The organism is Bacillus oleivorans, assembly GCF_900207585.1.
GTDB lineage: Bacteria > Bacillota > Bacilli > Bacillales > JC228 > Bacillus_BF > Bacillus_BF oleivorans.
Map to the genome: position 1 here is coordinate 501,058 of NZ_OAOP01000001.1, position 25,702 is coordinate 526,759.

Genomic DNA, 25,702 nt, shown 5'->3' on the forward strand with positions numbered 1-25,702 from the left:
GTTTCACAAATATCCAATCAGAATAGTGGTGATAGAATGCCCCGGGTTGCCAGGGTCAAAAGTAATAGTGGTATATATCATATCATGCTAAGAGGTGCAAATAAGCAGGAGATATTTCACGATGATTATGATCGTAATATATTTCTAAACATTCTTGAAAAATATAAAATTCAATCTGATATGAGTATCTATGCCTGGTGTTTGATGAATAATCATGTTCATCTGCTTGTAAAAGAGGGTAGCGAAAATATTTCAGTCACCATGAAGCGAATCGGTGTGAGCTATGTTTGGCACTATAACTGGAAGTACCATACGAATGGTCATCTGTTTCAGGATCGGTTCAGAAGTGAGATTGTTGAAACATACCCTTATTTACTAAGAGTCACGCGTTATATCCATCAAAATCCGGTAAAAGCCGGGATCGTGAAAAGGGTGGATGACTGGAAATGGAGCAGCTGCCGCGGGTACTACGGTAAAAGTCTTGTTTCAGAAAATTTATTAGATCAAGAATATATCCTGAGTCACTTCTCTGTTAATCCGTCGGTTGCAAAAGAAAGATTCAAAGAATTTAATGAGATGCCTGATAATGATAGCTACCTGGAGGATAAAGATACCTGGAGGAGAATGACAGATAAAGAAGCGGGATTAAAAATCAAAAATTCACTAGGTTCTATTGAAATCGCGCAAGTAAAGAGCCTGCCTAAAACGGAACGAACCAGAGTGTTACGAAAAATTAAAGAAATCAACGGACTTTCACTTCGCCAGGCCGCAAGAATCCTAGGTGTTTCCCCCTCGCTTATTAATAGGGCATGAATCGGAGGGACGGTTCTTCTGTTTCATTCCGTATCGCTCTTTTGAACAGGTAAGCACCATAACTTTGTTTTCTTTCCTTACGAATATATTAGAAACGTCCCTCTGCTTCAAAAACTAAAGAAATAGACCTGGGTCAAAGCATATAATGAGAGAAAGACATTAAATTCGGATATAAGGTGGGCACATGCTTCGGTTCATCCGCACTGAATTTTTGAAACGTAAGAACCGTCCCTCTGTCTCACCTCTGCTTCAAATTTAAGTAAAAAGGATGTGGGGAAATGGCCAATGAAAGGTTGATTAGAGTTTTTGATAAACAGGCAAAAATCTATGAGAGAAGAAGAAGGCAGCGATCGGAAAAGAAATTTCGAGAAAGATTGATTCCTTTTGCTAGAGGTAAAGTATTAGAAGTAGCCGTTGGTGCAGGAGCGAACTTTCCTTTTTATCCTAAGGGGGTAGAGGTGACAGCGGTTGATTTTAGTGAAGAAATGCTGAAGAGGGCAAAGGAAGCAGCCCGTGAAGAAGGGGTCTCAGCGACTTTCATCCACTCTGACGTCGAAACTCTCTCATTTCCGGACCAGTCTTTTGATACCGTGATTTCAACCTTATCCATGTGTGGATATGAGAATCCGATTAAAATGTTGGATTCCTTTAGCAAGTGGTGCAAGCCAGACGGACAAATACTGCTGTTCGAACATGGGATTAGTTCTAATCGACTCCTTGGTTACATACAAACTCTTTTAAATCCATTAAACAGGAAGGTTGTTGGATGTCATCTTAACCGTGACATGGTGCACATCATCAAGCAATCCAATATAGAAATAGAAAAAATAGACCACCATTTGTTCGGTATGGTGCATTTGGTATGGGCAAAACCGATTTGAAACGGAGGGACGGTTCTCCTGTTTCGGCCTTATTTCTGAAACAGTGGAACTATCTTATGTTCACCAAGAAATAAGTGAAAAAACCAACTCCAAGCTCAGGAGTTGGTTTTTCTATGGTGAGATGAAACACAGGAACCGCCCCTATGTTTCAGCGAACCGAAACGTGAGAACCGTCCCTATGTTTCACCCTGCCTATGTTTCAGCGAAACGAAACACAAGAACCGTCCCTCTGTTTCACCCTGCAATTTTTTCTGTGTCGTTTAATACATTGAGGCTTAACAATACGTCTTGTTCATTTACAGATTCTTTTTTAGTTGCAGCAATCTCGGTATAGCTGGATGAGTTTGTTACGATAATAGGGGTTACGACTTGATAGCCAGCTTCTTTAATTTTTTCAATATCAAACTCTAAAAGGAGGTCGCCTACTTTAACCCGGTCTCCCTGTTGGATATGAGAAGTAAAGAATTGACCGTCTAGTTGTACCGTATCAATCCCGACATGGATTAAAATTTCAGCACCGCTGTCGGAAACGAGACCAATGGCATGTTTTGTTTTAAAGGCCACGGTTACGGTTCCATTGACAGGGGAGACCACTCTTCCTGATGTTGGTTCAATCGCAATCCCTTTACCCATTGCCTCGGATGAGAAGGCTGGGTCCGGCACGTTAGACAATGCTGTTACTTTACCATCTAACGGGCTAAATATTTCTTCATCTGATCTTTCGTTTGTTTCATTTGATTCATCGTCTGCTTCTGCTACTTCAACTGGATCCTCAAATCCTAAAATATAAGTTAAAACGGCTGAGACAACAAATGCCACCACAATACCTAGGATTAGACCCGGGAATCCTTGACCGCCAGGACCGTAGAAGATTGGCAGCGTTAATAGTCCGGGTGCTCCAGAAGCAAATGCTTCCGTTCCAGCCTGACCAATAATGGCACCACCAACAGCACCACCGATAATTCCAGCGATAAATGGACGTTTCAATCGTAATGTAACACCATATACGGCTGGCTCCGTAATACCGAATAAGGCTGTAACCGTTGTCGATCCTGCTAATGCTTTTAGCTTCTTATTTTTTGTTTTCAAAAATACACCAAATGCTGCTCCCGTTTGTGCAAATACAGATGCTGTAGTGGCTGGTTTGATTCCATCTCTGCCATATACAGCAACGTTGTTAATAAATACTGGAATTAGACCCCAGTGAACACCAAAGATGACAAGTAACTGCCAGCTCGCACCCAGAATGGCACCAGCTAATAATGGACTCCAGCTAAATACTGCAACTAATCCATCCGCAATCGCATTACCTAGGTTTACTCCAATTGGTCCAAATACGATTAAAGTAAGAGGTAGAATGATTACCAGAGAGATTAATGGGGTTAAGAAGTTTTTAACACTATCATGAATGAACCGATTACAAACTTTTTCAAGTTTACTCATGGCAATAACGGCTAAAATAATCGGGATAACGGTTGATGAATAACTCATCAATGTGACTGGAATCCCAAAGAAATCAGTTTCAACACCATCTGTTCTCAACGTGATGATAGAAGGATAAAGCAGCGCACCTGCGATGGTTAGGGCAGTGAACACATTCGCTTCAAACTTTCTCGCCGTTGTAACCGCTAAAAGAAGAGGTAAGAAGTAGAATAAGCTATCTGCCGCAGCTGCTAAAATAATATATGTCGTACTCGCTGGATCTAACCAGCCAAAGTTTGTTGCAATAAGTAACAGACCTTTGAGGATACCGGCTCCAGCCATTACACCTAGCAATGGAGCAAAAATACTGGAGATGACATCAATCGTACGCCCAATGATATTTCCCTTTTTACCTGTATCAGAAGTCTTTGAAGCTTTGTTCTCACTTAAAATGTTCGATACTTTCCCAATCGCGTTGTACACTTCAGGAACTGTATTCCCAATAACGACTTGGAATTGCCCGCCACTTTCCTTTACCGTGATAACACCTTCCGTATTTTCTAATTTCCCTTTGTTGGCTTTCGATGTATCTTTTAAGGTAAAGCGGAGACGTGTTGCACAGTGAACTAATGATGTAACGTTTTTCTCTCCACCGACTAGCTCTACTATTTCTTTTGCTAATTTTTCGTAGTTCATCACTACACCCCCAGGTTTTTTATATTTTTGGGCAAATAAAAAACCTAAGCCAGGAAAAATAGTAGAGTAGAGACGGACTCGCGTTCCACCATTTTTTCATGACTTAGGTTTTGCCTGCTTAACCAGTAACAATCCTAAGATTGTGCGTTATTCTATTTTCTATATCACTATCATATACCTTTTTTGAAAAATGTCAACGTTTTCATTGACGATACATTTAATCATTTATTGTCTATTCACGACTCTTTCAATATGAATCGTTAAATAGAGCATTTCTTCATTCGTTAACTCATGATTATACTGATGTTTAATAAAACTTTTAATCTTCTCCGTACATTGTGCCGCTTCTTTATGCTTTTGTTTGATCATGATATATAAATAGTCATCATCGTTTTCGTAATGGGTTCCTTTAAACACACGTTGAGCAAAAAACTTCAAATGGGTAATAAAACGAAAATAGTTTAAAGATTCCTCATCAAACTCTACATTAAAATGATATTTAACAATATTAATAATCTGTTGAATAAATTTAGTAATATTTAACGTGGTGGTTACATCTTCATTCATTTCAGCATTGATAATATGAATGGCAATAAATCCTGCTTCATCCTCTGGAAGAGATACATTGAATGTTTGATTGATTCTTTTAATTGCTTTTAATCCAATAGTAAATTCTTCTTTGTATAATTGTTTAATCTCCCATAGCAATGCATTCTTTATAACCGCACCTTTTTGATGCCTTTCTAATGCAAAATTAATATGATCGGTGAGGGAAACATATATATTGTCATTCAATTTTTTCCCTAAATTGTTTTTAGCATCATCTATAATGGCTTCTACTTCACTCATTAATTCAATCGGTACTTCTCTAAGCAGCATTTTAAAATTATCAGAGGTCTGCTTATCTTTTAAGGCAAAGATTTTCTCAATCTTATCTTTTTCTACTTCTTCACCTTTCTTTTTTTGAAAAGCAATTCCTCTTCCCATAACAACTAGCTCATTGCCATCATCTTGTATGACACTGACAACATTATTGTTCAGGACTTTATCTATTTTCATCAAATTGACCCTCCTTCCTCAACATCCTTAATCTCATAAAATATAAAGAACCTAAGCCACGACAAATAAAGATCCAAAAACGATCTCCATTACAAGCGACTTAGGTTTTGCCTGAAAAATCAGTAACAATCCTACTATTTTACTATGAAATTTTACTATTAGTATAGCTTGGCTCTATTTATCTGTCAACGCTTACAAGAAACAAGGGGACGGTTCTCCTGTTTCATTGAAACAGGAGAACCGTCCCTGTGTTTCCTCTTAATCTAAGTTTTGGCCGTTTGACTCAATCACTTTTTTATACCAGTAAAAGCTTTTCTTTTTGGCTCTTTTTAGTGTGCCATTTCCTTCATTGTCTCGATCGACATAGATATAACCATACCGCTTTTTCATTTCGCCTGTTGAGGCACTGACGATATCAATGGGCCCCCAGCTTGTATAGCCAATAATTTCAACTCCATCTTGGATTGCTTCTCCCATTTCAGCGATATGGCGACTTAGATAATCAATTCTATAGTCGTCATTAATTTCACCATCAGGCGTAACGGTATCAACCGCACCTAGGCCGTTTTCTACTACAAATAATGGTTTTTGATAACGGTCGTATAATTGGTTTGCCGTAATCCGGAACCCTTTAGGATCAATCGTCCAGCCCCAATCTGATTTAGAAAGATAAGGATTTAAAACAGAACCAAATACGTTACCGCTGGTTGAATTTTTAATGACTTCAGGATCTGTACTAGTTGTTCGGCTAGAGTAGTAGCTAAAACCTATATAATCAACTGTGTGATCTTTTAATATTTTTTCATCTCCTGGTTCCATCTCGATTGTTAAACCGTTCTCCTTAAAGAACCGTTTCGCATAGGCAGGGTATTCTCCCCGAGATTGAACATCAATAAAGAAGAAGGACTCGCGGTCTTTTTCCATCGCATGGAATACATCTTCAGGATTACATGTATATGGATAGAACATACCTGCTGCAAGCATACAGCCGATTTTGGCATCTGGAATGATTTCATGACAGGCTTTTACAGCTAACGCACTCGCAACCAATTGATGATGGGCAGCCTGATACTGAATTTGTTTTCGATTCGCTCCTTCTTCAAAAACAAGACCCGCTCCGAGGAAAGGTAAGTGGAGCAGCATATTAATTTCATTAAAGGTCATCCAGTATTTGACTTTATTTTTATAACGGGTCAATACTGTTTTGGCATAGGTTTCAAAGAAGTAGACAAGCTTTCTATTTCTCCAGCTGCCATATTTTTCGATAAGGTTTACAGGAACATCGAAATGCGCAAGTGTCACAACTGGCTGTATGTTACGTTTGAGTAATTCATCGAATAGATCGTCATAAAATTTTAGTCCAGCTTCGTTCGGAGATGCATCGTCTCCATTTGGGAAAATGCGGGCCCATGCAATCGAAACACGAAGCGCTTTAAACCCCATTTCTGCAAATAAGACAATATCCTCTTTATATCGGTGATAGAAATCAATTGCTTCATGAGCCGGATAAAACTCACCTTCAAGCGGCTTTAGAGAAGGTACATTTCCTTTCATGATGTCTCGTCTATTTGGACCTGTTGGCAATAAATCAACGATCGTTAAGCCTTTACCATCTGCTAAATAAGCACCCTCAGCCTGATTCGCAGCAATCGCGCCTCCCCATAGAAAATTCTCTGGAAATGAATAGTTTTTCATAGCATAAACTCCTTTTTCTTTTTCTTTATCTAAGTTACCCATATCAATATAGTACTTCACGACTATCACTATTCTTAACAAATAAAAAACCTGATCCAATATGAACACACGTATAGTGCCCTCAAATTGAATCAGGTTATGCCCAGACGGTAACATCCCTATTTAATAACTATTAATATTTAAATACACTATTAATCTATCAAGTCTAGTTCGTATTGTCAAACGGGTGAAACAGAGGGACGGTTCTCCTGTTTCATTCTGATGAAACGCAGGGACGGTTCTCCTGTTTCATTTCTAACTTTTTGCTGAATCAAGAGGTTCTTTTGTTTCTTTGAATCACAAAATGGTATCATATCAACTAGAAAAAACGATTAAGGAGCGATACAATGACAAAATTTATTGGATATGTTGGAACGTATACGAAAGAGGAAAGTGAAGGAGTCTATCAGTTCACGCTTGATACTGAGAAGAAAGAGATTGTAGATGTAAAACTGGCTGCTAAACTAGATAACCCTACATATGTGACAGTGAGTAATGATCAAAAGAATTTGTATGCCGTATCTAAAGAGGGAGAAAAGGGGGGAGTTACTGCTTTTACAATAAATCCTGAAACCGGTGAGCTTACAAAACTCAATAGCCAATCCTCGGAAGGAGCTCCACCTTGTCATGTCGGTGTAAATCGTGACCGCAGCAATGTGGTAACTGCCAATTATCATACTGCGAAAATCGAGTCCTACTTAACCAATGAAGATGGATCGCTCAATCCTGTCACCTCTGTAATAGAGCATGAGGGGTCAGGTCCGCATGAAAGACAGGAAAAACCACATCTGCATTTTGCTGGCTTTACTCCAGATGAAAGGTATGTAATTGCGGTTGACTTAGGGAGCGATCGTGTTTATACATACTCTGTACTTAATGGAAAATTAGAGGAGAATCAAGTTTTTGCAACGAAACCAGGAAGCGGGCCAAGACACATTGTGTTTCATCCAAACGGGATATTTGCATACGTCATGACGGAGCTAAGCTCAGAAGTCATTGTGCTTCATTATAACGAAGGAGATGGAAGTTTTACGAAACAGCAATACATCCGGACCATTCCAGAAGATTTTAAAAAAACGAACGACGGCAGTGCAATCCACATTTCCTCTGATGGAAAATTTGTTTATGCCGCAAACCGCGGGCACAACAGCATCGCTGTATTTGAGGTAAATCAAGAATCCGGTCAATTAAACTTTTTGGAATGGACTTCAACAGAAGGGAACTGGCCACGCGACTTTGTTCTAGATCCTACAGAAGAATATCTCGTTGCAACCAATCAAAAATCAAATACCATGACTTTATTCAGCAGAGACAAATCAACTGGCAAGCTAGTTTTACTCCACTCCGGCGTCAAAGTACCAGAGCCCGTTTGTGTCAAATTTTTGTGAAACTGAGGGACGGTTCTCCTGTTTCAGCATGACTTCTTTTGAAACACAAGAACCGTCCCCATGTTTCAGCATGACCTCTTCTGAAACACAAGAACCGTCCCCATGTTTCAGCATGACCTCTTTTGAAACACAAGAACCGTCCCCATGTTTCACCCCCATGTTTCACCCCCATGTTTCACCCCCATGTTTCACCCCCATGTTTCACCCATGTTTCACCCGTATTCACATAATTCCGATAATAACCCATTGACGATAATATTAAATTTATATACGATTGAATAAACTTTATATTGACTTATCAAGAGTGGTGGAGGGAATGGCCCTATGAAACCCAGCAACCCATCTTTTCGATGAAGGTGCTAAGTCCAGCAGAATCACGAGATTCTGAAAGATAAGGTATAGCTAATTAACCTCAACCTATCTTTTAGATAGGTTTTTTATTTTTCATCCCAATTAACGAACGGGTTTATTCGGGTAACATAGCTATGCTTATACAAAAAGTACTCCCCCCTAGTTCGAAATTTTACCTTGCACAGGGGTTCATTTTTAGTAGTAAGAGTCTGAATTTTTAAAATCCTAATTATTTGGAGGTGAAACCTACTTGAGTCTAGTAGAGGATTTAAAATCAAAAGTATTAATTGCGGATGGTGCAATGGGAACTCTTCTATACTCTCACGGTATTGACCGTTGCATTGACGAGTTAAATATTTCAAAGCCTGATGAAGTCCTCAAGGTACATCAAGCATATTTAAAAGCCGGAGCGCAAGTTATTCAAACGAATACGTATGGAGCCAATTACCAAAAGCTTGCCCGATATGGTCTAGAGGACCAAGTGAAAGAAATCAATCAAGCGGCTGTCAGGATTGCCAAAGAAGCTACTAATCTAAATCAAAATGCTTATGTTCTTGGGACAATAGGCGGCATTCGAGGAATCAAGAAAAGTGTAGCTAGTTTAGGGGAAATTAAACGCAGCTTTCGGGAGCAGCTTTTTTGGCTGTTGCAATCGGAAGTCGACGGAATTTTATTAGAAACGTATTATGACTTTGAGGAAATCTGTACGGTTTTGCAAATTGCCCGTCATGAAACCAATATTCCTATCATTGCTCAGGTATCCCTGCACGAAGTGGGTTATTTGCAGAATGGGATGGAATTATCGGACGCATTATTCCAATTGGAAAAGCTGGGTGCGGATGTTGTAGGTATGAATTGCCGATTAGGACCTCATCATACCATTCGCTCATTAGAAACGGTGCCTTTACCCCAGAAGGCTTTCCTATCGGCCTATCCCAATGCGAGTTTACCGCAATATGTGGACGGTGAATATACGTACGGCGGCGATGATGATTATTTTGAAAAAAGTGCTTTAGCCTTATATAAGGAAGGCGTTCGGCTGATTGGAGGCTGCTGCGGTACGACCCCTAGACATATTGCAGCCTTTGCACGAGCCGTGAAAGATAAAGCACCTGTCCTGGAAAAAGTGCTTCCCGAAAGAAAGGTGCAAGTTCAATTAAAATCGTCTGGGTCTTCAACGAAACACGTTTATAAAAAAGCGAAAACCACAAGATCCATTATTGTCGAGTTAGATCCCCCTAGGCATTTAGATACTACTGTTTTTTTTGCTGGTGCCAAAGCATTAAAAGAGGCAGGTATTGATGCATTGACCATGGCTGATAATTCGTTGGCAACACCGCGAATCAGCAATATCGCATTAGCATCACGTATAAAAAATGATATAGGAGTCCCTCCGCTTGTCCACATTGCTTGCCGGGATCGAAATTTAATTGGAATTGAATCCCACTTGATGGGACTTCATTCATTAGGCATTACGGACCTGTTAGCCGTTACAGGGGATCCAGCAAAAATCGGTGATTTTCCTGGGGCAAGCTCTGTTTATGACTTAAATTCCTTTGATCTCATCAAGTTAATTAAGCAGTTTAATGAAGGATTATCTTCCTCTGGAAAACAGTTAAAAGGGAAGACTGATTTTTCTGTAGCGGGAGCCTTTAATCCCAATGTAAGGAATTTAGATCGTGCTGTTCAGAGGCTTGAAAAAAAATTGGCAGCAGGCGCAGATTATTTTATAAGCCAGCCCGTATATAGCGAGGAAAAAATGGTTGAAATCTATGAATCTGTTAAAGGGTTAGATGTACCGATCTACATTGGCGTCATGCCTTTAACGGGTGCCAGAAACGCAGAATTTCTTCATAATGAGGTGCCAGGTATTACACTTTCTGAACAAATTTTAACTAGAATGTCAGCATGCGGTACAGACAAACTAAAAGCTACTCAAGAAGGAATGGCCATCGCCAAACATTTAATTGATGCTGCATTTGATCTATTTAATGGAATTTATCTAATCACTCCATTTTTGCGATATGATATGACCGTTGAGTTAACGAAATATATTCATGATAAAGAGGCGCAGCGTAAGGAGAGGAAGGTATTTAATGGCTAATCACAGTTCACCCATAGGGCAACAATTGAAGAAAAAAATACTCGTACTAGATGGAGCAATGGGGACTATGCTTCAAAGCTTCAACTTAAAGCCAGAGGATTTTGGCGGAGACCATTACGATGGTTGTAACGAATACCTCAATATTACTGCTCCACAAGTTGTGTATGAAATACATCGAGCTTACTTAGAAGCGGGCGCCGATATTATTGAGACTAATTCTTTTGGCGGGACTCCTATTGTTTTAGACGAATATAGTATTGGAAATCAGGCTTATAAGATTAATTTTGAAGCGGCCAGGATTGCTAAGAACGCAGTGACTCAGTTTTCGACACCTGATTGGCCGCGTTTTGTAGCAGGTTCCATGGGCCCTACGACCAAAACTCTGTCCGTTACGGGCGGGATTACCTTTCAGGAGCTTGTTGAAAACTACAAAACACAAGCTTTAGGATTGATTGATGGCGGAGCAGATGTATTATTACTTGAAACAAGTCAGGATATGTTAAATGTAAAAGCTGGATTTTTAGGAATTGAACAAGCGTTTGAAAAAACCGGCAGAACTCTTCCTCTTATGATTTCAGGCACGATTGAGCCAATGGGTACGACGCTCGCCGGTCAATCCATTGAGGCATTCTATCTGTCTTTAGAACATATGAACCCAATAGCTGTGGGACTGAATTGTGCAACGGGACCAGAATTTATGCGCGACCATTTGCGTTCTTTATCTGAACTTTCAGTAAGTGCAGTTAGCTGCTATCCAAATGCAGGATTACCTGACGAGGAAGGACATTATCATGAGACACCTGAAAGCCTCGCGAAAAAAATTGCTGCTTTTGCTGAAAAAGGATGGCTTAACATTGCAGGTGGCTGTTGCGGTACCACCCCAGCTCATATTCACGCTATTTCCCAAGCGGTTCAGAATATAAAACCTAGAATAGCCCCGTCCGAACGTAAAGGTCATGCGGTTTCGGGAATAGAACCATTAATCTACGATGAATCGATGCGTCCGCTTCTTGTCGGTGAGCGAACCAATGTGATTGGGTCGAGAAAGTTTAAGAGACTGATAGCGGAAGGGAAACATGAGGAAGCTGCGGAAATTGCAAGACAACAAGTGAAAAAGGGTGCCCATGTCATAGATATATGTGTAGCTGATCCTGATCGTGAAGAAAAAGAGGATATAGAGCAATTTTTAAAGCAAGTTGTCAATAAAGTCAAAGTACCTATTATGATTGATTCAACCGATGAGGAAGTCATTGAACTTGCTTTTTCCTATATTCAAGGGAAAGCCATCATCAACTCGATTAACTTAGAAGATGGCGAAGAACGCTTTGCAAAGGTTCTTCCTCTTGTGAAAAAGTACGGAGCTAGTGTTGTAGTTGGAACAATTGATGAAGCGGGGATGGCTGTTACAGCGGAAAGAAAATTGGAGGTCGCTAAAAGGTCTTTTCAGCTTTTAACCGAAAAATATGGACTAAAGTCGAGTGACATCATTTTTGATCCTCTTGTATTTCCGATTGGCACGGGGGACCAGCAATACATCGGCTCTGCCAAGGCAACGATTGATGGGATCCGGTTAATCAAAGAGCACCTTCCTGAGTGCTTAACGATTTTAGGTATCAGTAATGTTTCCTTCGGATTACCTCCTGTTGGGCGTGAGGTTTTAAATTCTGCATTTTTATATCATTGCACCCAGGCAGGACTTGACTATGCCATTGTTAATACGGAAAAGCTTGAACGCTTTTCATCGATTTCTGCGGAAGAAGTTAGGCTCGCGGAGGAACTCCTTTTCCATACAACGGACAAGTCATTGGCGGCCTTTACTGATTTTTATCGCGGTAAAAAGAAAGAAGATGCTGCAGATAAAAAATTAGATTTACCACTAGCCGAACGGTTAGCCTTTTACATTTTGGAAGGTACGAAAGAGGGCTTGATCCCGGATTTGGAATTAGCTTTGGCTGAATACGAATCTCCGTTAGCCATTATTAATGGCCCGTTGATGGATGGGATGGCTGAGGTTGGACGACTCTTCAATGATAATCAATTGATAGTTGCAGAGGTTCTGCAAAGTGCTGAAGTCATGAAAGCAGCCGTGGCCTTTTTAGAAAAATATATGGAGGCCGAATATAGTGGTGCAAGTAAAGGGAAGATTCTTCTAGCTACGGTTAAGGGCGATGTTCATGATATCGGTAAAAATTTAGTCGATATTATTTTAAGTAATAACGGCTATCATGTAGTAGACCTTGGAATTAAGGTGGCCCCAAATGAATTGCTTCAAGCGATTAGGGATGAAAAGCCCGATATCATTGGTTTATCTGGGCTGCTAGTCAAATCGGCGCAACAAATGGTATTGACTGCCCAAGACTTAAAACAAGCGGGTGTTGATATTCCGATTCTTGTTGGCGGTGCCGCCTTATCCCGCCGTTTTACATCCAATAAAATTGCACCCGAATATAACGGACCAGTGCTCTATGCAAAAGATGCAATGAATGGTCTGGAACTGGTCAACCACCTTATGGATACGAATAAAAGAGATGTCCTTCTTGCGGATTTGAAGGAGAAACAAGAAAAGGCACAACAGCTTGCTGCAGCTACATTAAATATTCCAAGAACAGCGGCTGCTGTGATTGAAAAGCCTCCTGTAACTCGGGAACACCCGGTCTTTTTGCCAAAAGATTTGCATCGGCATATATTGAAGGACTATACGGTTTCTCATTTGGCGCCTTATGTGAATTTGCAAATGTTGTTGGGGCATCACCTTGGTCTTAAGGGGAAGGTTCATGATTTATTGAAGGAGAATGATGAAAAAGCGGTTCAGTTAAAAGAATTAGTCGACCGGCTGCTTTTAGAAGGTCAGCAAGAAGGTATCTTTAAACCAATGGGAGTCTATCAATTTTTCCCTGCCCAGTCGGAGGGGGATACTGTTTTGGTGTATGATCCACATGATCAGAGCAGTGTTATTGAACGCTTTACATTCCCGCGACAATCAAAGGGGCAAAAACTATGTTTATCGGATTATCTGAAATCAGTGGGTAGTGGCGAAATGGATTATGTTGGTTTGTTTGCTGTCACGGCCGGAAAAAGAGTACGTGAGCATGCAAGTTTGCTGAAGGAACAAGGTAAGTTTTTAGAAAGCCATGCCATCCAGGCATTGGCCTTAGAACTGGCAGAAGGCTTTGCTGAACGCATCCATCAGTTAATGAGGGATCAATGGGGAATTTCAGATCCAATCGACTTTACCATACAAGATCTATTTACAACCAAATACCAAGGTCAGCGATTCTCCTTCGGCTACCCAGCCTGTCCAGATCTCGAAGACCAAGCCAAATTATTTAATCTTCTGAGACCAGAGGAGATTGGAATCGAATTAACCGAAGGCTTCATGATGCAACCAGAAGCATCCGTCACCGCCATCGTCTTCTCCCATCCCGACGCCAGATATTTTAGCGTTCATTGAAACGGAGGGACGGTTCTGCTGTTTCAGCCTTGCTTTTGGAAACGGAGGGACGGTTCTGCTGTTTCAGCCTTGCTTTTGGAAACGGAGGGACGGTTCTGCTGTTTCAGTCTTGCTTTTGGAAACGGAGGTGGAAACGGAGGGACGGTTCTCCTGTTTCAGCATTACTTCTGAAACGCAAGAACCGTCCCCATGTTTCACTTTAAGTCCACCACATGTCGCCAACGGAATCTTTTACGATTACGGGTTTTAGGGTTTGAATAGCTTTGGTGAATCCTTCATCAATGGACATGAGTCCGTCTTCGTGCTCGATGCTGATCACATAATCGTAACCGTAGAGTCGAAGCGTGCTTATGATATCGGCCCAAGCTTTTGAATCGTGACCGAATCCGACGGTCCGGAAATACCAAGAACGGTTTTGCATATCAGAGTATGGGGTCATATCGGTTAGGCCATTGCGATTCGTATTCGGCTGATCAATGATGGTATCCTTCGCGTGGAAATGGTGAATCGCTTTTTCACGGCCTAATATTTTTATAGATTCGACCGGATCAATGCCTTGCCACCACATATGGCTTGGATCCAGGTTGGCGCCGATTGCTGGGCCGCATGCTTCTCTTAAGCGCAGCAGGGTGGCTGGGGTATGTACAGAAAACCCGCCGTGTAATTCAAGTCCAATCTTTACATTAAGTTGTTCAGCAAACGCTGCTTTTTCCTTCCAATACGGAATGATTTTTTCTTCCCACTGCCATTTCAAAATTTCCTGGTATTCATTTGGCCACGGCGATACCGGCCAGTTTGGGTATTTCGCATTTTCATGATCCCCCGGACAGCCAGAAAATGTGTTGACGACATGAATCCCCAGTTTACTTGCGAGTTGAACGGTTTTTGTGAACACGGCATCCGCTTCCTCTGCAATTGGCTTTTGCGGGTGCAGTGGATTCCCGTGACAGCTTAAAGCGCTTACAATTAAGCCCCGGCTTGAGATTTTCTCCATGAATTCCTTCTGCTTTTGTTCATCCGCAAGCAGCTCATCCACCTTACAATGGGCATCTCCAGGATAACCGCCAGTACCCAATTCAACCGCTTCAATCCCTTTTGCCGCAACGTGATCAAGCATATCTTCTAAATTTTTATCCGAAAATAATACTGTAAATACCCCTAATTTCATGAAAATTCCTCCCTTGAGTATTTTTGTAATCCGTTACATACTATTATACATAAAACCAACCAAAATCAATATCTAAAATCCTTAATTAACTCATCCATCGTAAAATATTGACAAACAATTCAATAAAATTTACAATCGTAACTGTAATCGATTACAATTCAGTATACTTAAGAAACCATAAAATTTTTAGCACTGATGATTATTCTGCGCAGTTAAAATTTTTTAGGAATTAAGTATAAGTGCAGCTAGGTTATCGCCGGCGCCTTAAGGCTTGGTGCTAACCAAGTTTTCATTATCATATGATTGAAAGTGGGAACCATCATGGCGAATATTCAACAGGTAGCTCAAAAAGCAGGTGTTTCCGTTGCAACGGTTTCAAGGGTGTTGAATAACGCTCCTTCAGTAAGCCCAAAAACTAGACTAAAAGTTGAAAATGCAATTAAGGACCTTAATTATGAACCTAGTATGTTAGGGCGAAATCTTAGAAACTCTGAAAGTCGGCTTTTACTAGTGCTACTCCCTAGTATTTCAAATCCATTTTACACAGAAATTATAAATGGGATCCAAAATACGGCTATTGCGAACAGCTACAACATTCTTCTTTGCGAGACAGACTCCAACCCACAACGGGAAAACATTTACTTCAATATGGTGAAAAATAAATTGGCCGATGGTGTTATTTCGATGGATCCGACGGTCAATATGCAAAAGCTAAACGAATTGGCGGAGAATCATCCTGTGATCCTTTGCAGTGAGTATGAGGAAGGCGGCAGTATACCATACGTGACCATCGATAATGAATTAGCAGCCTATCAAGCTGTTAAGCATTTAATTAAATTAGGTCACGATAAAATAGCACTCATCAATTCTGACGAGAAATTCTTATATGCTAGACAACGCCGCAATGGATATGAAAGAGCGTTAAGAGAGTTTGAACTTCCGATCCGTAACGAATGGATTTATCATACGAAGGATTTAGACTTTCAAAATGGTGTTCAAGCCGTGAGAATGCTGCTTCAGCAAGAAGAGAAACCATCTGCTATTTTTGCTGTTTCTGATACATTAGCCATTGGAGCATTGAAGGGGATCAACGTGAGCGGTTTACATGTTCCCAATGATATAGCACTCGTAGGCTTTGATAATATTAGCTTTTCCAACATGACGAACCCTACGTTAACGACTATATCTCAGCCGATGTATAACATGGGATGTACGGCAGCCGAGATGCTCATCAGCAGTATTAAGGAAGAAAAAGTAGAAAGTATTGTGCTGGATCATGAATTACTAATTCGCGAGTCAACAATGGGGTAAGAAACGGAGGGACGGTTCTCGTGTTTCAAAATAGCCGTTCGAAACAAGGGGACGGTTCTCGCGTTTCAAAATGTCCATTCGAAACGGAGGGACGGTTCTCATGTTTCAAATAGAGGTTTCGATGAAACAGAAGAACCGTCCCTCTGTTTCACCGAGGGGGAGGTTATGATTTATGGGGTTTAAAGTGGGTATTATTGGGTGTGGTTCGATTACGAGATTTCGGCATGCGCCAGAGTATAAGGCGAATCCGCATGTGGAAGAGATCGTTTTTTACGACCGTAATGTAGAGAGAGCGAAAGAATTGGCGCGGGAATTTGGTGGACGTGTGGCGGAAACGGTGGAAGAGCTTTTGGCTGATCCGTCGATTGTAGCGATTAGTGATTGCTCCTCCAACGAGGCCCATCATATCAATACTTCTAAGGCGCTGTTAAGCGGCAAGCATGTTCTCAGTGAAAAGCCGCTAGCAATAAGCGTTCAATATGCCGAAGAAATTCTGGAAGCCCAGCGTAAATCAGGTAAGAAATTAATGGTTGATCACAACCAACGGTTTACGAAAGCTCATCAAAAAGCAAAGGAACTGATCGAAAAGAAGGAGCTTGGTGAGGTACTAACCTTTAAAACTTCTTTCGGTCACGAGGGTCCTGAAAGCTGGGGAGTAAACAAATCGAATTCTACCTGGTTTTTTAAAAAGGAACGCTCCCACTCTGGAGTAGCAGGCGACTTAGGGATTCATAAGATCGACTTAATCCATTACTTATTGGATGATGAAATTGAAGATGTTCATGCGTTTCATGGAGCGCTTGATAAAGTCGATGAAAATGGAAATCCGATTGAGGTTTGTGACAATGTTGTTTGTGCATTAAGGACAAAGAAAGGCCGGTTAGGAACAGCATCCTTCTCTTGGACCTATTACGGTGCCGAAGATAATTCAACGACGATCTACTGTCAAAAGGGGATTATCAAAATCTATCAGGATCCTGATGCTCAGCTAATTGTTGAAACAAAGGATGGGTCGGTTATTAAATACGAGCTAGAACCAATCCAAACCAATGATAACCAAACTAGTACAGGTGTCATTGATGCATTTATTGATTCCATTATCAATGATATGGAACCTCCTGTTACAGGCCAGCAAGCACTAGTATCTCTTAAAGTGATTGAAGAAATCCTGGGATCCGAATAACATGACAGCTCAAGGGGTCCGACCCATCGCTCAAGTAAATTAGGAAAAAAGTAATAAAAAATTTTCAAAATTGTTTGACGCAAGAATTTTTATCTTTTAAGATATTTGTAACGGATTACATACAATGATAAGGTGAAAATCCAATTGTTATTGTCGTGTTCAATTTTGTAAACACTTTCATATGTGTAATCAATTACATATTCGACAGGAGGGGTGGCATGATTAAACAGCTAGCGATCAATTCTAATACATATCATGGCTTTTCGCTGGAGGATGCTGTAAAAGGAGCAAGCGAAGCTGGATTCACGCAAATTGAATTGGCTGCAGTAAAAGATCATACGGCTCATGTTTTACCGGAAATGTCGCCGAAACAGCTTAATGAGATTAAGGCATTACTTCAGAAATACGGGATGAAATGTGTAGGAATTGGTGCGCATTGTAATGTAATGAAAGAAGAAGGAATTGCTAATTTAATTGCAAGCGTTGACTTAGCTGTCGAATTTGATTGTCAATATATCATCACCGCCACCGGAGATGCGCATAACGATTCGGATGTCATTGAAGATGAAAAAGTATTAGCTAGAAATCTGGAGCCCGTACTTGCAAAATGTGAAAAGTTAAATAAGAAGCTTGTAATCGAAACGCACGGAAATAATTATGCAACGGGCTTGTCATTAAAAATGCTGGCCAAATCACTAAATGACCGAGTCAAAATCAATTACGACACAGCTAATGTAATTTTTTACGGCAATGTTTTACCATATGATGACTTAGCAGCTTCCGCTGATTATGTGGAATTTATCCACTTGAAGGATAAGATCGGGGCTTATCATGAATGGAATTTCCCTGCAATAGGAGATGGAGATTTAGATTTCATAAAAATATTTGGAACTCTAAACAAAGCAAACTATAAGGGTCCAATTAGTGTGGAAATCGAATTTACTCCAGCAGGTCCCGCGGATCTTGAGGAAGTGAACCAGTCAGTGAAAAGGTCTTTCAACTATCTTTCGAGAATACTAGAGTAAGAGGGTTCGTCATGCAAACAATCGGGCTTGTTGGTCTAGGTTTTATAGGTAAAACACATTTTGAAGCGTATCGTCAAATTAAAAATGCTTATGTAGCTGCTATTTGTACCAGAAGTCCAGTGACTCACGAAGAAATCAGAGGCTTCGATGGTGCCTTTGTTTCAGACTATGATGATTTGCTGCGAAATCAGGACATAGACATCATTGATATTTGCCTGCCGACTTTTTTACATGAAGAGTATATTATCAAGGCGGCGAGAGCCGGAAAACATATCATTTGCGAAAAACCGTTGACTTTAACAGTAGAATCCGCAAATCAAATCATGGAAGAAGTTCATCAAAATGGTGTGAAATTATTTGTCGGACATGTGCTGCGTTTTTGGCCAGAATATCAGGTCATCAAATCTTATAGCAAGACCGACAAATTAAAAGATATTCATATCGTTCATGCCAAGCGGCTAGGTCAGGTGCCAAAATGGAGTGATTGGTTTTTGCACCCTGAAAAAAGCGGCGGTGCCTTGTTCGATCTTCATATACACGATATTGATTTCGTTTCTTATTTGCTGGGTGAGGCAGAATCGGTATATGCTGTCGGGAACAAAAACAAATTTGGTGCATGGGATCATGTCATGACGACACTTTCCTTTAAGAATAAAAGTAAAGCGTTTGTTGAAGCATCTCAGGCGATGCCAACGGGCTATCCCTTCACAATGTCTTTCAGAGCTCAAGCTGGCCATAGAACAGTGGATTTTCAAGTTGCAGCTGGTGAAAATATTGAGAATATCGGGGACAGCCATCATCAGTTTATGTACTACAGTAACGGACATAAGTCTTCAATCGATATAGATCAGTGTGATGCCTTTCAAAATGAACTTTCGTATTTTGTGAATTGCATCGAACATAACCAAGAAAACAGGGTTGTTCCATTAGAGGACGTACTTTATACGCTAAGGTTGCTAAAGGCAATCGAAGAATCCTTGGAAACAAGCAGAGAAGTACGGGTCAAATAACTTTATAACTTTTTAGCTGTAAATGAAAGCGCTTATATTAGCCGTGATTTTTTAGTAAGGTTTCAATTCAATTTTTTAATAAATTATTAGTTTTTAAAACTAAGGGGGTAATGTTAATGAAAAAGGCGTTAAAACTATTTATATTACTAGTATTGGTCATGATACCAGTTCTTAGTGCATGCGGTTCAGAACAAACAGGGGATTCTGGAAATGATTCAGGTGACAAGTATAAGATTGGTATTCTAGCACCAGCGGTTACACATGGCTGGGTTGCTGCGGTTGCTTACCATGCAGAAGCACGTGCCAAAGAATTATCTGACGAGATTGAGTACCAAATCCAAACAAGCAGTAATGCAGAAGAAATGACTTCTCAATTAGATGATTTAATGACATGGGGCGCAGATGCTATTGTCGCGTTTCCACAGTGGGAAGGGATGGAAGTACCGATTCAAAGAGCACTTGATGAAGGAATTGAAGTTGTAAACTTTGATATCGTCATTGACGCAGACGGTGTTTATCGCGTCGCTGGTGACAACTATGATATGGGTGTTCAAGGAGCAAACTATATTGTCGACAAGATTGGTACAGAAGGTAATGTTGTAATCCTAGAAGTTCCTTCTGCGGGATCTGTTTCTGAGTTAAGAAAGAATGGTTTTGTTGAAACTATCGAAGAAATTGCACCTGATATGAATCTTCTTACTTATGCTACACAGTTTACTCGTGAAGATGGATTGAAAGATTTTGCTGATATTTTAACAAGCAATCCGAAAATTGATGCTGTTTACTCTATGGACGATGAAACTTCCATCGGTGTCCTCCAAGCAATCAGTGAAGCTGGCAGAACAGATATTAAAGTGGTAACTGGCGGCGGCGGTATGCAGGAGTACTTTAACATGATGCCAGAAAACGAAGATATCTGGATTCAGTCCGCCCTTTACAGCCCAGCGATGGTTAAGGATGCTGTCGACGTTGCCCTTAAGGTTCTAAATGGTGAAGACGTTGAAATGGAAACGATTATTCCAACTACGATTGTAGACAGAGATAACTATCAAGACTTCCTTGACGAAGGTTCACCGTATTAATGGAAACGCAGGGACGGTTCTTGTGTTTCATAAAGTTAGAGGGGAAGCGAAAGTCTTAATTCCATAGAATACAAAACAAAAATAGTAGAGGGGTTATGGCACAGCTATAGCCTCTCTTTTAATCAAACGGAAACGAGGGGACGGTTCTCTTGTTTCACAAAAATGAAACAAGAGAACCGTCCCTCTGCTTCACATGGAGGTGATTGCATGATAATTGAGATGAAGGATATACGAAAGTCTTTTGGAAGTAATGATGTGCTGAAAGGTGTTTCGTTTACACTGAAGGGCGGCGAAATCTGTGCGTTGCTCGGTGAAAATGGGGCAGGGAAATCGACCTTAATGAACATACTGGGTGGAGTTCACCAAATGGATACTGGCTCAATTGTCGTGGATGGGAAACAAATGAATTTTAGCAATCCTGCGCAATCACTCGATGCGGGTATTGCGTTTATCCATCAGGAGCTGAATTTAATCAACGATTTGCCAATCTATGAAAATATGTTTCTAGGCAGAGAGCTTAAAACCAAAAGGGGAAGTCTGGACCTGGAAAAAATGTATCAAGAAACCGAAGACATGTTTAAACGAATGAATGTGGAATTGGATCCTAACACGATGGTGCGTGACCTTGATGCTTCCTACAAACAGATCGTTGAAATCTGCCGTGCGATGATGACGAATGCATCTATCATCATTATGGATGAGCCTACCACTTCCTTAACTGACCAGGAAATCGAACGGGTTTTTACTATGATGAAAACGTTGAGTGGCCATAATGTCGGTATTATTTTTATCTCTCACAAATTGAATGAGGTTATGCAGGTTTGTAATCGGTATGTGGTGCTGCGGGATGGAAACCTTGTGGCAGAAGGAAATGTTAGCGAAGTCACGACTCATGACCTTGCACGTTTTATGGTGGGCCATGATGTGAGATCCGAACCACTGTTAAGAGAAAAAAAGCTAGGCGACGAGATTTTACGCGTAGAAGGACTTACTTACAATCATATTTTTAGAGATATAAGCTTTTCTATTAAAGCGGGTGAAATTGTTGGAGTAACGGGGCTTCTTGGCGACGGCCGCAGCGAACTCTTTCAATCTATTTTTGGAGCAGATGAAGTTTCATCTGGAAAAATATTTTTAAACGGTAAAGAAGTCAAAATAAAAAGTACAACTCAGGCGATCAAGGAAGGCATTGCGTACCTTCCGCGAAATCGGAAAGAAAATGCGATTATCAAGGATATGAATATTATCGAAAACGCCTCGATTGTCACCTGGCCTAAGTTTTCACGACGAGGAATTATTAATGCCGGAAAGCATCGGGGGATTTTTGAAGAACAGCGAGGAGCATTGCGGTTAAAGATGGGAGAGCTTACAGACAGCATCACAAGTCTTTCCGGCGGAAACCAGCAAAAGGTTGTCCTGGCTAAATGGTTAGCAGCTGGTCCTAAACTGCTTATTTTAGATAACCCCACCCAAGGTGTGGATGTCGGAGCCAAAGAAGATATCTATGATATTATTTTAAAACTTGCGGAAGAAAACATTGCAGTCGTTGTCCTTTCCAGTGAAGCACAAGAAATCATCCGCGTATGCGACCGGGCGCTTGTCATGTATCACGGCGTCATTCAAGGAGAGGTTGCTGGAGAGGAAATGAATGAGCATACGATCATGAGACTTGCTACCGGTGGACAGCTGGTTTAAGGAAGGGAGAGGAACACCATTATGAAGCCGAATTTGGGTAATGCCCAGGTAAAAACAAAAAAAAGCGTTTTGGAATGGTTCAAATATAAATGGTCGAACGAACCATTGTTTAGTATCTTCATTGCACTGATCATTATGGTCATATTGCAGACATTGGTTTTGGGATTTGATTATGATTCATTCGGTGAATGGTTTCAGTCTTGGACCAACAACTGGATTAACATTTTGCGGAATAATGCTGGAATTGGGATTGTTGCGCTAGGGATGACCTTTGTCATTATGACAGGGGGTATCGATTTAGCCGTCGGTTCCACCTTAGTTATCACAGGTGCTTTTGCTATGTATCTTCTCGATACTGGGACTAAAGGGATCTTGGGAATGATGGGAATGACGGGCGTTCCAGCGATAGCACTTACGATCATTTTAGTTCTGCTATTGGGATATCTGTTAGGGTCACTGATCGGACTATCCATTACAAAAGGAAAAGTACCCCCATTTATTGCGACACTAGGGGCGATGATGATTTTCAGAAGTGTGACCCAGCACTTCACACAAGGTTATAATACGACAGTTCCAATGGAATTTTTACAGATTTCAAGTTTTAAAATTGGAAATTATATGATCATGCCTATTATCTATTGGGCAGTCATTGCTTATATTTTGTATTATGTATCAAAGCGAACGACTTTTGGAAGACAGATTATTGCGGTCGGTTCGAATGAAAGAGCGGCAAAGCTATCCGGCGTCAATGTGGAAAAGGTCAAGCTGCGTGTGTACGCGCTGATGGGACTGCTCGTTTCGATTGCAGCAATCATCCAAGTTTCCCGTATCGGTTCCATGGACTACTCCAACGCCGGAAGAGGCATGGAAATGGACGCCATCGCCGCAGCCGTTGTCGGCGGAACCAGCATGGCTGGCGGAAGAGGCTTCATCCTCGGAACCGTCTACGGCATGCTCATCATCGCCGTCATGAACAATCTCTTAAATCTATTCGGAGTACCGCCATTCTTAAGAGAAGCGTTTAAAGGAGTCATTGTGGTTGGAGCTGTGCTATTGCAGAAGAAAGAGAAGACTTCATAGTGATACAAGGGGACGGTTCTCTTGTTTCAGGATGGATGATGGAAGATCAGGTGTATGTAGCACCTGGTCTTTTTTCATATGTGAAACAGAGGGACGGTTCTTTTGTTTCATTTTTTTAGTAATGAGATCAGATAAAAAGGGCAAAGGGTTTTGCCAGGATTTCAAAAACATAAACAGCAAATTTATCGGACTACTGCAGTCAATTTGGATGTGAATGTTAGGTGTTTACAGGTATTAACGACACCAGTGCATTATTTTAACAACGAACCAATTACCGTACAAGATGTCTATTTTGATTGATTATTGATAAAAATAGCTGTGGTGATATAAATGATTGATTATATTATATTTTTCTTCTTGCTTTTTATAGCAGTGGTTTGCTATATCATTTATGAATTCTGTAGACTAGATGAACAAGCATATATTGATCCAGAACGTATCAAAATCGAATCCCCGATAGAGTCAAAGCTTTACAACACATTACTTTTTAATGGTTACTATGTTAGAACACAATATGTGGTACCACCTAAAAGATACAGAATTGATTTAGCGTTGCCCCATTATAAAATTGCTATAGAGTGTGATGGGAAAGACTATCATTCTTCACCAATTAGTAAAGCAAGGGACCGAAGAAAAACCGCTTACCTCAAGAAAAGAGGGTGGACTGTTCTAAGGTTCTCGGGAAGTATGATAAATAATAATATGAAAAAAGTTATCCGGCGAATAAATGAAGAGGTAGATAAGATATAGTGTTTAATGGATTAATTATGCTTCATTTAATAATTAACTTTATGCGTTTTTAAGTTTTATCAAACGTTCGTTAAATCCTATCGGTAACCCACATTTTCTCCTAAAGTATGTATATCCATGGCCAACGAGAAAAAGCCAGCTAGTAAGATACAGTTGGCTTTTCTATGCTACTTAATTAAACTTGCTATATTTCAGGCTTCTGCTCTTAATGATTTTGAAACAAGAGAACCGTCCCTCTGTTTCTTAATCAAACGTTTGTTTAAAATAGGAATGGAAAAACTTATACTTAAAGTAAAATCGCTGGAGGTTACGAATTTGTATAAGATCAATCAATCCCAGCTAGGGGATTATACGGTTTATGAATTAAATGACCAAGAAGTGTCATCACTAAAAGTGATTCCCGAGCGCGGGGGCATTATTGTTGGATTCCAAGTGGACGGGGAAGACATTCTTTATCTAAATGAAGAAACCCTGCTAAATCCTGAAGCCAATGTAAGAGGCGGGATCCCCATCCTGTTCCCAATCTGCGGTGCCCTTGAGAATGGCGAGTATACATATAAGGGCAAGACCTATCAAATGAAGAATCACGGATTTGCGAGAAACATGGCTTGGGAAGTGGTCGGAGAAAATACTGAAGGTAGAGCATCTATCACCCTTAAACTTTCAAGTAATGAAGTAACTAAAAAGGTTTATCCCTTTGATTTTGACGTCCTATTTACGTATCAACTAAAAGGAAGGGAATTAATCATCCTTCAGGAATACGTAAACCGTTCTGATGAACCGATGCCGATGTATGCCGGCTTTCATCCTTATTTTAAAACAAGTAAGAAATCAATAGTCTATGACCTGGAAGCAACTCAATATCTCGACTACAATGACATGGAAGTGAAGCCCTATCAGGAACTGGATCTAAGTACAGAAAAAGAAGCCTTTTTGATTTTGGATCCAAAAGGGAATGAGCTATCTTTTCCGTTAGAGGAAATCCAGAAAAAGGTAACTATGAAGTACGGAGAAGAATTCAACTACATTGTATTGTGGTCTGAAATTGGCAAAGACTTTCTCTGTGTCGAGCCTTGGATGGGGAAGATGGGAGATTTTAAGACTATGGAAAATATTCCGTTGGTGGAGCCGGGGGAATCGTTGGTGACTGTGGTGAGTATTTCGGTTGACTAGGCAAGCTTAGGGGTAAATTATCGTTACTCCATACAGGTCGCAGAGCAGCTGGAATTTTTCAAACTAAAACCCGAGACAATTAGTCCCGGGTCGTTCCTAAACTTTATAGTCCTGCTTAATACTTTCTTTGCCACTCATTGCATGAATTCCAAGCCTTTTTCTCAAAGTGGTTCTTGTAGCAAATTTGTTTTTCTTCAGGTTGATATTCATAGACATTTCTCATGCCTTTACGAGGTTTTACGTTTGCCCCGCCAGCGTAACCGTTCCAATGAAAGCACATGGCGCAAATTCTTGTATTAGGTGAGCAAACCTTCATGTTCGTTTCT

Annotated in this window: 19 protein-coding genes and 1 riboswitch; of the genes, 14 read left to right on the forward strand and 5 right to left on the reverse strand. The window is 40.5% G+C overall.

The window, feature by feature from the left end; translation table 11 throughout:
* Window positions 1–36 precede the first annotated feature (36 nt).
* Window positions 37–813: a transposase gene (locus CRO56_RS02400; RefSeq protein ID WP_097156986.1), complete on the forward strand. Its 777-nt coding sequence runs from the start codon at window positions 37–39 to the stop codon at window positions 811–813.
* 278 nt (window positions 814–1,091) lie between these two features.
* Window positions 1,092–1,694, forward strand: a complete 603-nt coding sequence (locus CRO56_RS02405; RefSeq protein WP_097156987.1) for a class I SAM-dependent methyltransferase — start codon at window positions 1,092–1,094, stop codon at window positions 1,692–1,694.
* A gap of 234 nt (window positions 1,695–1,928) precedes the next feature.
* Here CRO56_RS02405 and CRO56_RS02410 read toward each other — a convergent pair whose 3' ends face one another.
* From CRO56_RS02410 to CRO56_RS02420, 3 genes are all read right to left on the reverse strand, one after another.
* Entirely contained in the window at window positions 1,929–3,812 is a 1,884-nt protein-coding gene (locus CRO56_RS02410) for a PTS beta-glucoside transporter subunit IIBCA (protein ID WP_097156988.1), read from the reverse strand.
* 225 nt (window positions 3,813–4,037) lie between these two features.
* On the reverse strand, window positions 4,038–4,871 hold the full coding sequence (gene licT / locus CRO56_RS02415) for a BglG family transcription antiterminator LicT (protein ID WP_097156989.1): 834 nt from the start codon (window positions 4,869–4,871) through the stop codon (window positions 4,038–4,040).
* Window positions 4,872–5,129: 258 nt separating this feature from the next.
* On the reverse strand, window positions 5,130–6,566 hold the full coding sequence (locus CRO56_RS02420) for a 6-phospho-beta-glucosidase (RefSeq protein ID WP_097156990.1): 1,437 nt from the start codon (window positions 6,564–6,566) through the stop codon (window positions 5,130–5,132).
* A gap of 386 nt (window positions 6,567–6,952) precedes the next feature.
* Between CRO56_RS02420 and CRO56_RS02425 the strand changes: the two genes are divergently transcribed.
* From CRO56_RS02425 to metH, 3 genes are all read left to right on the forward strand, one after another.
* Window positions 6,953–7,993: a lactonase family protein gene (locus CRO56_RS02425; protein WP_097156991.1), complete on the forward strand. Its 1,041-nt coding sequence runs from the start codon at window positions 6,953–6,955 to the stop codon at window positions 7,991–7,993.
* Window positions 7,994–8,285: 292 nt separating this feature from the next.
* A riboswitch (SAM riboswitch) is annotated at window positions 8,286–8,391 on the forward strand.
* 203 nt (window positions 8,392–8,594) lie between these two features.
* Window positions 8,595–10,448, forward strand: a complete 1,854-nt coding sequence (locus CRO56_RS02435) for a bifunctional homocysteine S-methyltransferase/methylenetetrahydrofolate reductase (protein ID WP_097156993.1) — start codon at window positions 8,595–8,597, stop codon at window positions 10,446–10,448.
* Window positions 10,441–13,899 (forward strand): methionine synthase, encoded by a 3,459-nt coding sequence (metH, locus tag CRO56_RS02440; RefSeq protein WP_245855547.1) that lies wholly within the window; start codon window positions 10,441–10,443, stop codon window positions 13,897–13,899. Before CRO56_RS02435 ends, metH begins: the two co-directional genes overlap by 8 nt.
* A gap of 199 nt (window positions 13,900–14,098) precedes the next feature.
* On the opposite strand, the gene CRO56_RS02445 is transcribed toward metH, so the two are convergent.
* Entirely contained in the window at window positions 14,099–15,067 is a 969-nt protein-coding gene (locus CRO56_RS02445; protein WP_097156995.1) for a sugar phosphate isomerase/epimerase family protein, read from the reverse strand.
* A 321-nt stretch (window positions 15,068–15,388) separates the two neighbouring features.
* Between CRO56_RS02445 and CRO56_RS02450 the strand changes: the two genes are divergently transcribed.
* From CRO56_RS02450 to CRO56_RS02490, 9 genes are all read left to right on the forward strand, one after another.
* On the forward strand, window positions 15,389–16,378 hold the full coding sequence (locus CRO56_RS02450) for a LacI family DNA-binding transcriptional regulator (protein ID WP_097156996.1): 990 nt from the start codon (window positions 15,389–15,391) through the stop codon (window positions 16,376–16,378).
* Between the two features lie 172 nt (window positions 16,379–16,550).
* Window positions 16,551–17,561, forward strand: coding sequence for a Gfo/Idh/MocA family protein (locus CRO56_RS02455; RefSeq protein ID WP_097156997.1), 1,011 nt, complete (start codon window positions 16,551–16,553; stop codon window positions 17,559–17,561).
* A 218-nt stretch (window positions 17,562–17,779) separates the two neighbouring features.
* Window positions 17,780–18,586 (forward strand): sugar phosphate isomerase/epimerase family protein, encoded by an 807-nt coding sequence (locus CRO56_RS02460; protein ID WP_097156998.1) that lies wholly within the window; start codon window positions 17,780–17,782, stop codon window positions 18,584–18,586.
* Window positions 18,587–18,597: 11 nt separating this feature from the next.
* Window positions 18,598–19,596 (forward strand): Gfo/Idh/MocA family protein, encoded by a 999-nt coding sequence (locus tag CRO56_RS02465; protein WP_097156999.1) that lies wholly within the window; start codon window positions 18,598–18,600, stop codon window positions 19,594–19,596.
* Between the two features lie 116 nt (window positions 19,597–19,712).
* Window positions 19,713–20,678, forward strand: a complete 966-nt coding sequence (locus CRO56_RS02470; RefSeq protein WP_097157000.1) for an ABC transporter substrate-binding protein — start codon at window positions 19,713–19,715, stop codon at window positions 20,676–20,678.
* A 207-nt stretch (window positions 20,679–20,885) separates the two neighbouring features.
* A complete protein-coding gene (locus CRO56_RS02475) occupies window positions 20,886–22,373 on the forward strand; it encodes a sugar ABC transporter ATP-binding protein (protein WP_097157001.1) in 1,488 nt (495 codons plus the stop codon).
* Between the two features lie 21 nt (window positions 22,374–22,394).
* Window positions 22,395–23,453 carry an ABC transporter permease gene (locus tag CRO56_RS02480; protein ID WP_097157002.1) on the forward strand — a complete coding sequence of 353 codons (1,059 nt, stop codon included), beginning with the start codon at window positions 22,395–22,397 and terminating at the stop codon, window positions 23,451–23,453.
* A 330-nt stretch (window positions 23,454–23,783) separates the two neighbouring features.
* A complete protein-coding gene (locus CRO56_RS02485) occupies window positions 23,784–24,203 on the forward strand; it encodes an endonuclease domain-containing protein (protein WP_179714143.1) in 420 nt (139 codons plus the stop codon).
* 315 nt (window positions 24,204–24,518) lie between these two features.
* Window positions 24,519–25,376, forward strand: a complete 858-nt coding sequence (locus CRO56_RS02490; protein WP_179714144.1) for an aldose epimerase family protein — start codon at window positions 24,519–24,521, stop codon at window positions 25,374–25,376.
* A 115-nt stretch (window positions 25,377–25,491) separates the two neighbouring features.
* On the opposite strand, the gene CRO56_RS02495 is transcribed toward CRO56_RS02490, so the two are convergent.
* Window positions 25,492–25,692 (reverse strand): hypothetical protein, encoded by a 201-nt coding sequence (locus tag CRO56_RS02495; protein ID WP_097157004.1) that lies wholly within the window; start codon window positions 25,690–25,692, stop codon window positions 25,492–25,494.
* Window positions 25,693–25,702 lie beyond the last annotated feature (10 nt).

Excerpts from the sequence above, each read along its gene's own strand:
- CRO56_RS02450 (WP_097156996.1), top strand. The coding sequence starts at position 15,389 with ATGGCGAATATTCAACAGGTAGCTCAAAAAGCAGGTGTTTCCGTTGCA.
- CRO56_RS02425 (WP_097156991.1), top strand. The coding sequence starts at position 6,953 with ATGACAAAATTTATTGGATATGTTGGAACGTATACGAAAGAGGAAAGT.
- CRO56_RS02475 (WP_097157001.1), top strand. The coding sequence starts at position 20,886 with ATGATAATTGAGATGAAGGATATACGAAAGTCTTTTGGAAGTAATGAT.
- CRO56_RS02470 (WP_097157000.1), top strand. The coding sequence starts at position 19,713 with ATGAAAAAGGCGTTAAAACTATTTATATTACTAGTATTGGTCATGATA.
- CRO56_RS02485 (WP_179714143.1), top strand. The coding sequence starts at position 23,784 with ATGATTGATTATATTATATTTTTCTTCTTGCTTTTTATAGCAGTGGTT.
- CRO56_RS02480 (WP_097157002.1), top strand. The coding sequence starts at position 22,395 with ATGAAGCCGAATTTGGGTAATGCCCAGGTAAAAACAAAAAAAAGCGTT.
- CRO56_RS02460 (WP_097156998.1), top strand. The coding sequence starts at position 17,780 with ATGATTAAACAGCTAGCGATCAATTCTAATACATATCATGGCTTTTCG.
- CRO56_RS02420 (WP_097156990.1), bottom strand. The coding sequence starts at position 6,566 with ATGAAAAACTATTCATTTCCAGAGAATTTTCTATGGGGAGGCGCGATT.
- CRO56_RS02400 (WP_097156986.1), top strand. The coding sequence starts at position 37 with ATGCCCCGGGTTGCCAGGGTCAAAAGTAATAGTGGTATATATCATATC.
- metH (WP_245855547.1), top strand. The coding sequence starts at position 10,441 with ATGGCTAATCACAGTTCACCCATAGGGCAACAATTGAAGAAAAAAATA.
- CRO56_RS02445 (WP_097156995.1), bottom strand. The coding sequence starts at position 15,067 with ATGAAATTAGGGGTATTTACAGTATTATTTTCGGATAAAAATTTAGAA.
- CRO56_RS02495 (WP_097157004.1), bottom strand. The coding sequence starts at position 25,692 with ATGAAGGTTTGCTCACCTAATACAAGAATTTGCGCCATGTGCTTTCAT.
- licT (WP_097156989.1), bottom strand. The coding sequence starts at position 4,871 with ATGAAAATAGATAAAGTCCTGAACAATAATGTTGTCAGTGTCATACAA.
- CRO56_RS02465 (WP_097156999.1), top strand. The coding sequence starts at position 18,598 with ATGCAAACAATCGGGCTTGTTGGTCTAGGTTTTATAGGTAAAACACAT.
- CRO56_RS02405 (WP_097156987.1), top strand. The coding sequence starts at position 1,092 with ATGGCCAATGAAAGGTTGATTAGAGTTTTTGATAAACAGGCAAAAATC.
- CRO56_RS02455 (WP_097156997.1), top strand. The coding sequence starts at position 16,551 with ATGGGGTTTAAAGTGGGTATTATTGGGTGTGGTTCGATTACGAGATTT.
- CRO56_RS02410 (WP_097156988.1), bottom strand. The coding sequence starts at position 3,812 with ATGAACTACGAAAAATTAGCAAAAGAAATAGTAGAGCTAGTCGGTGGA.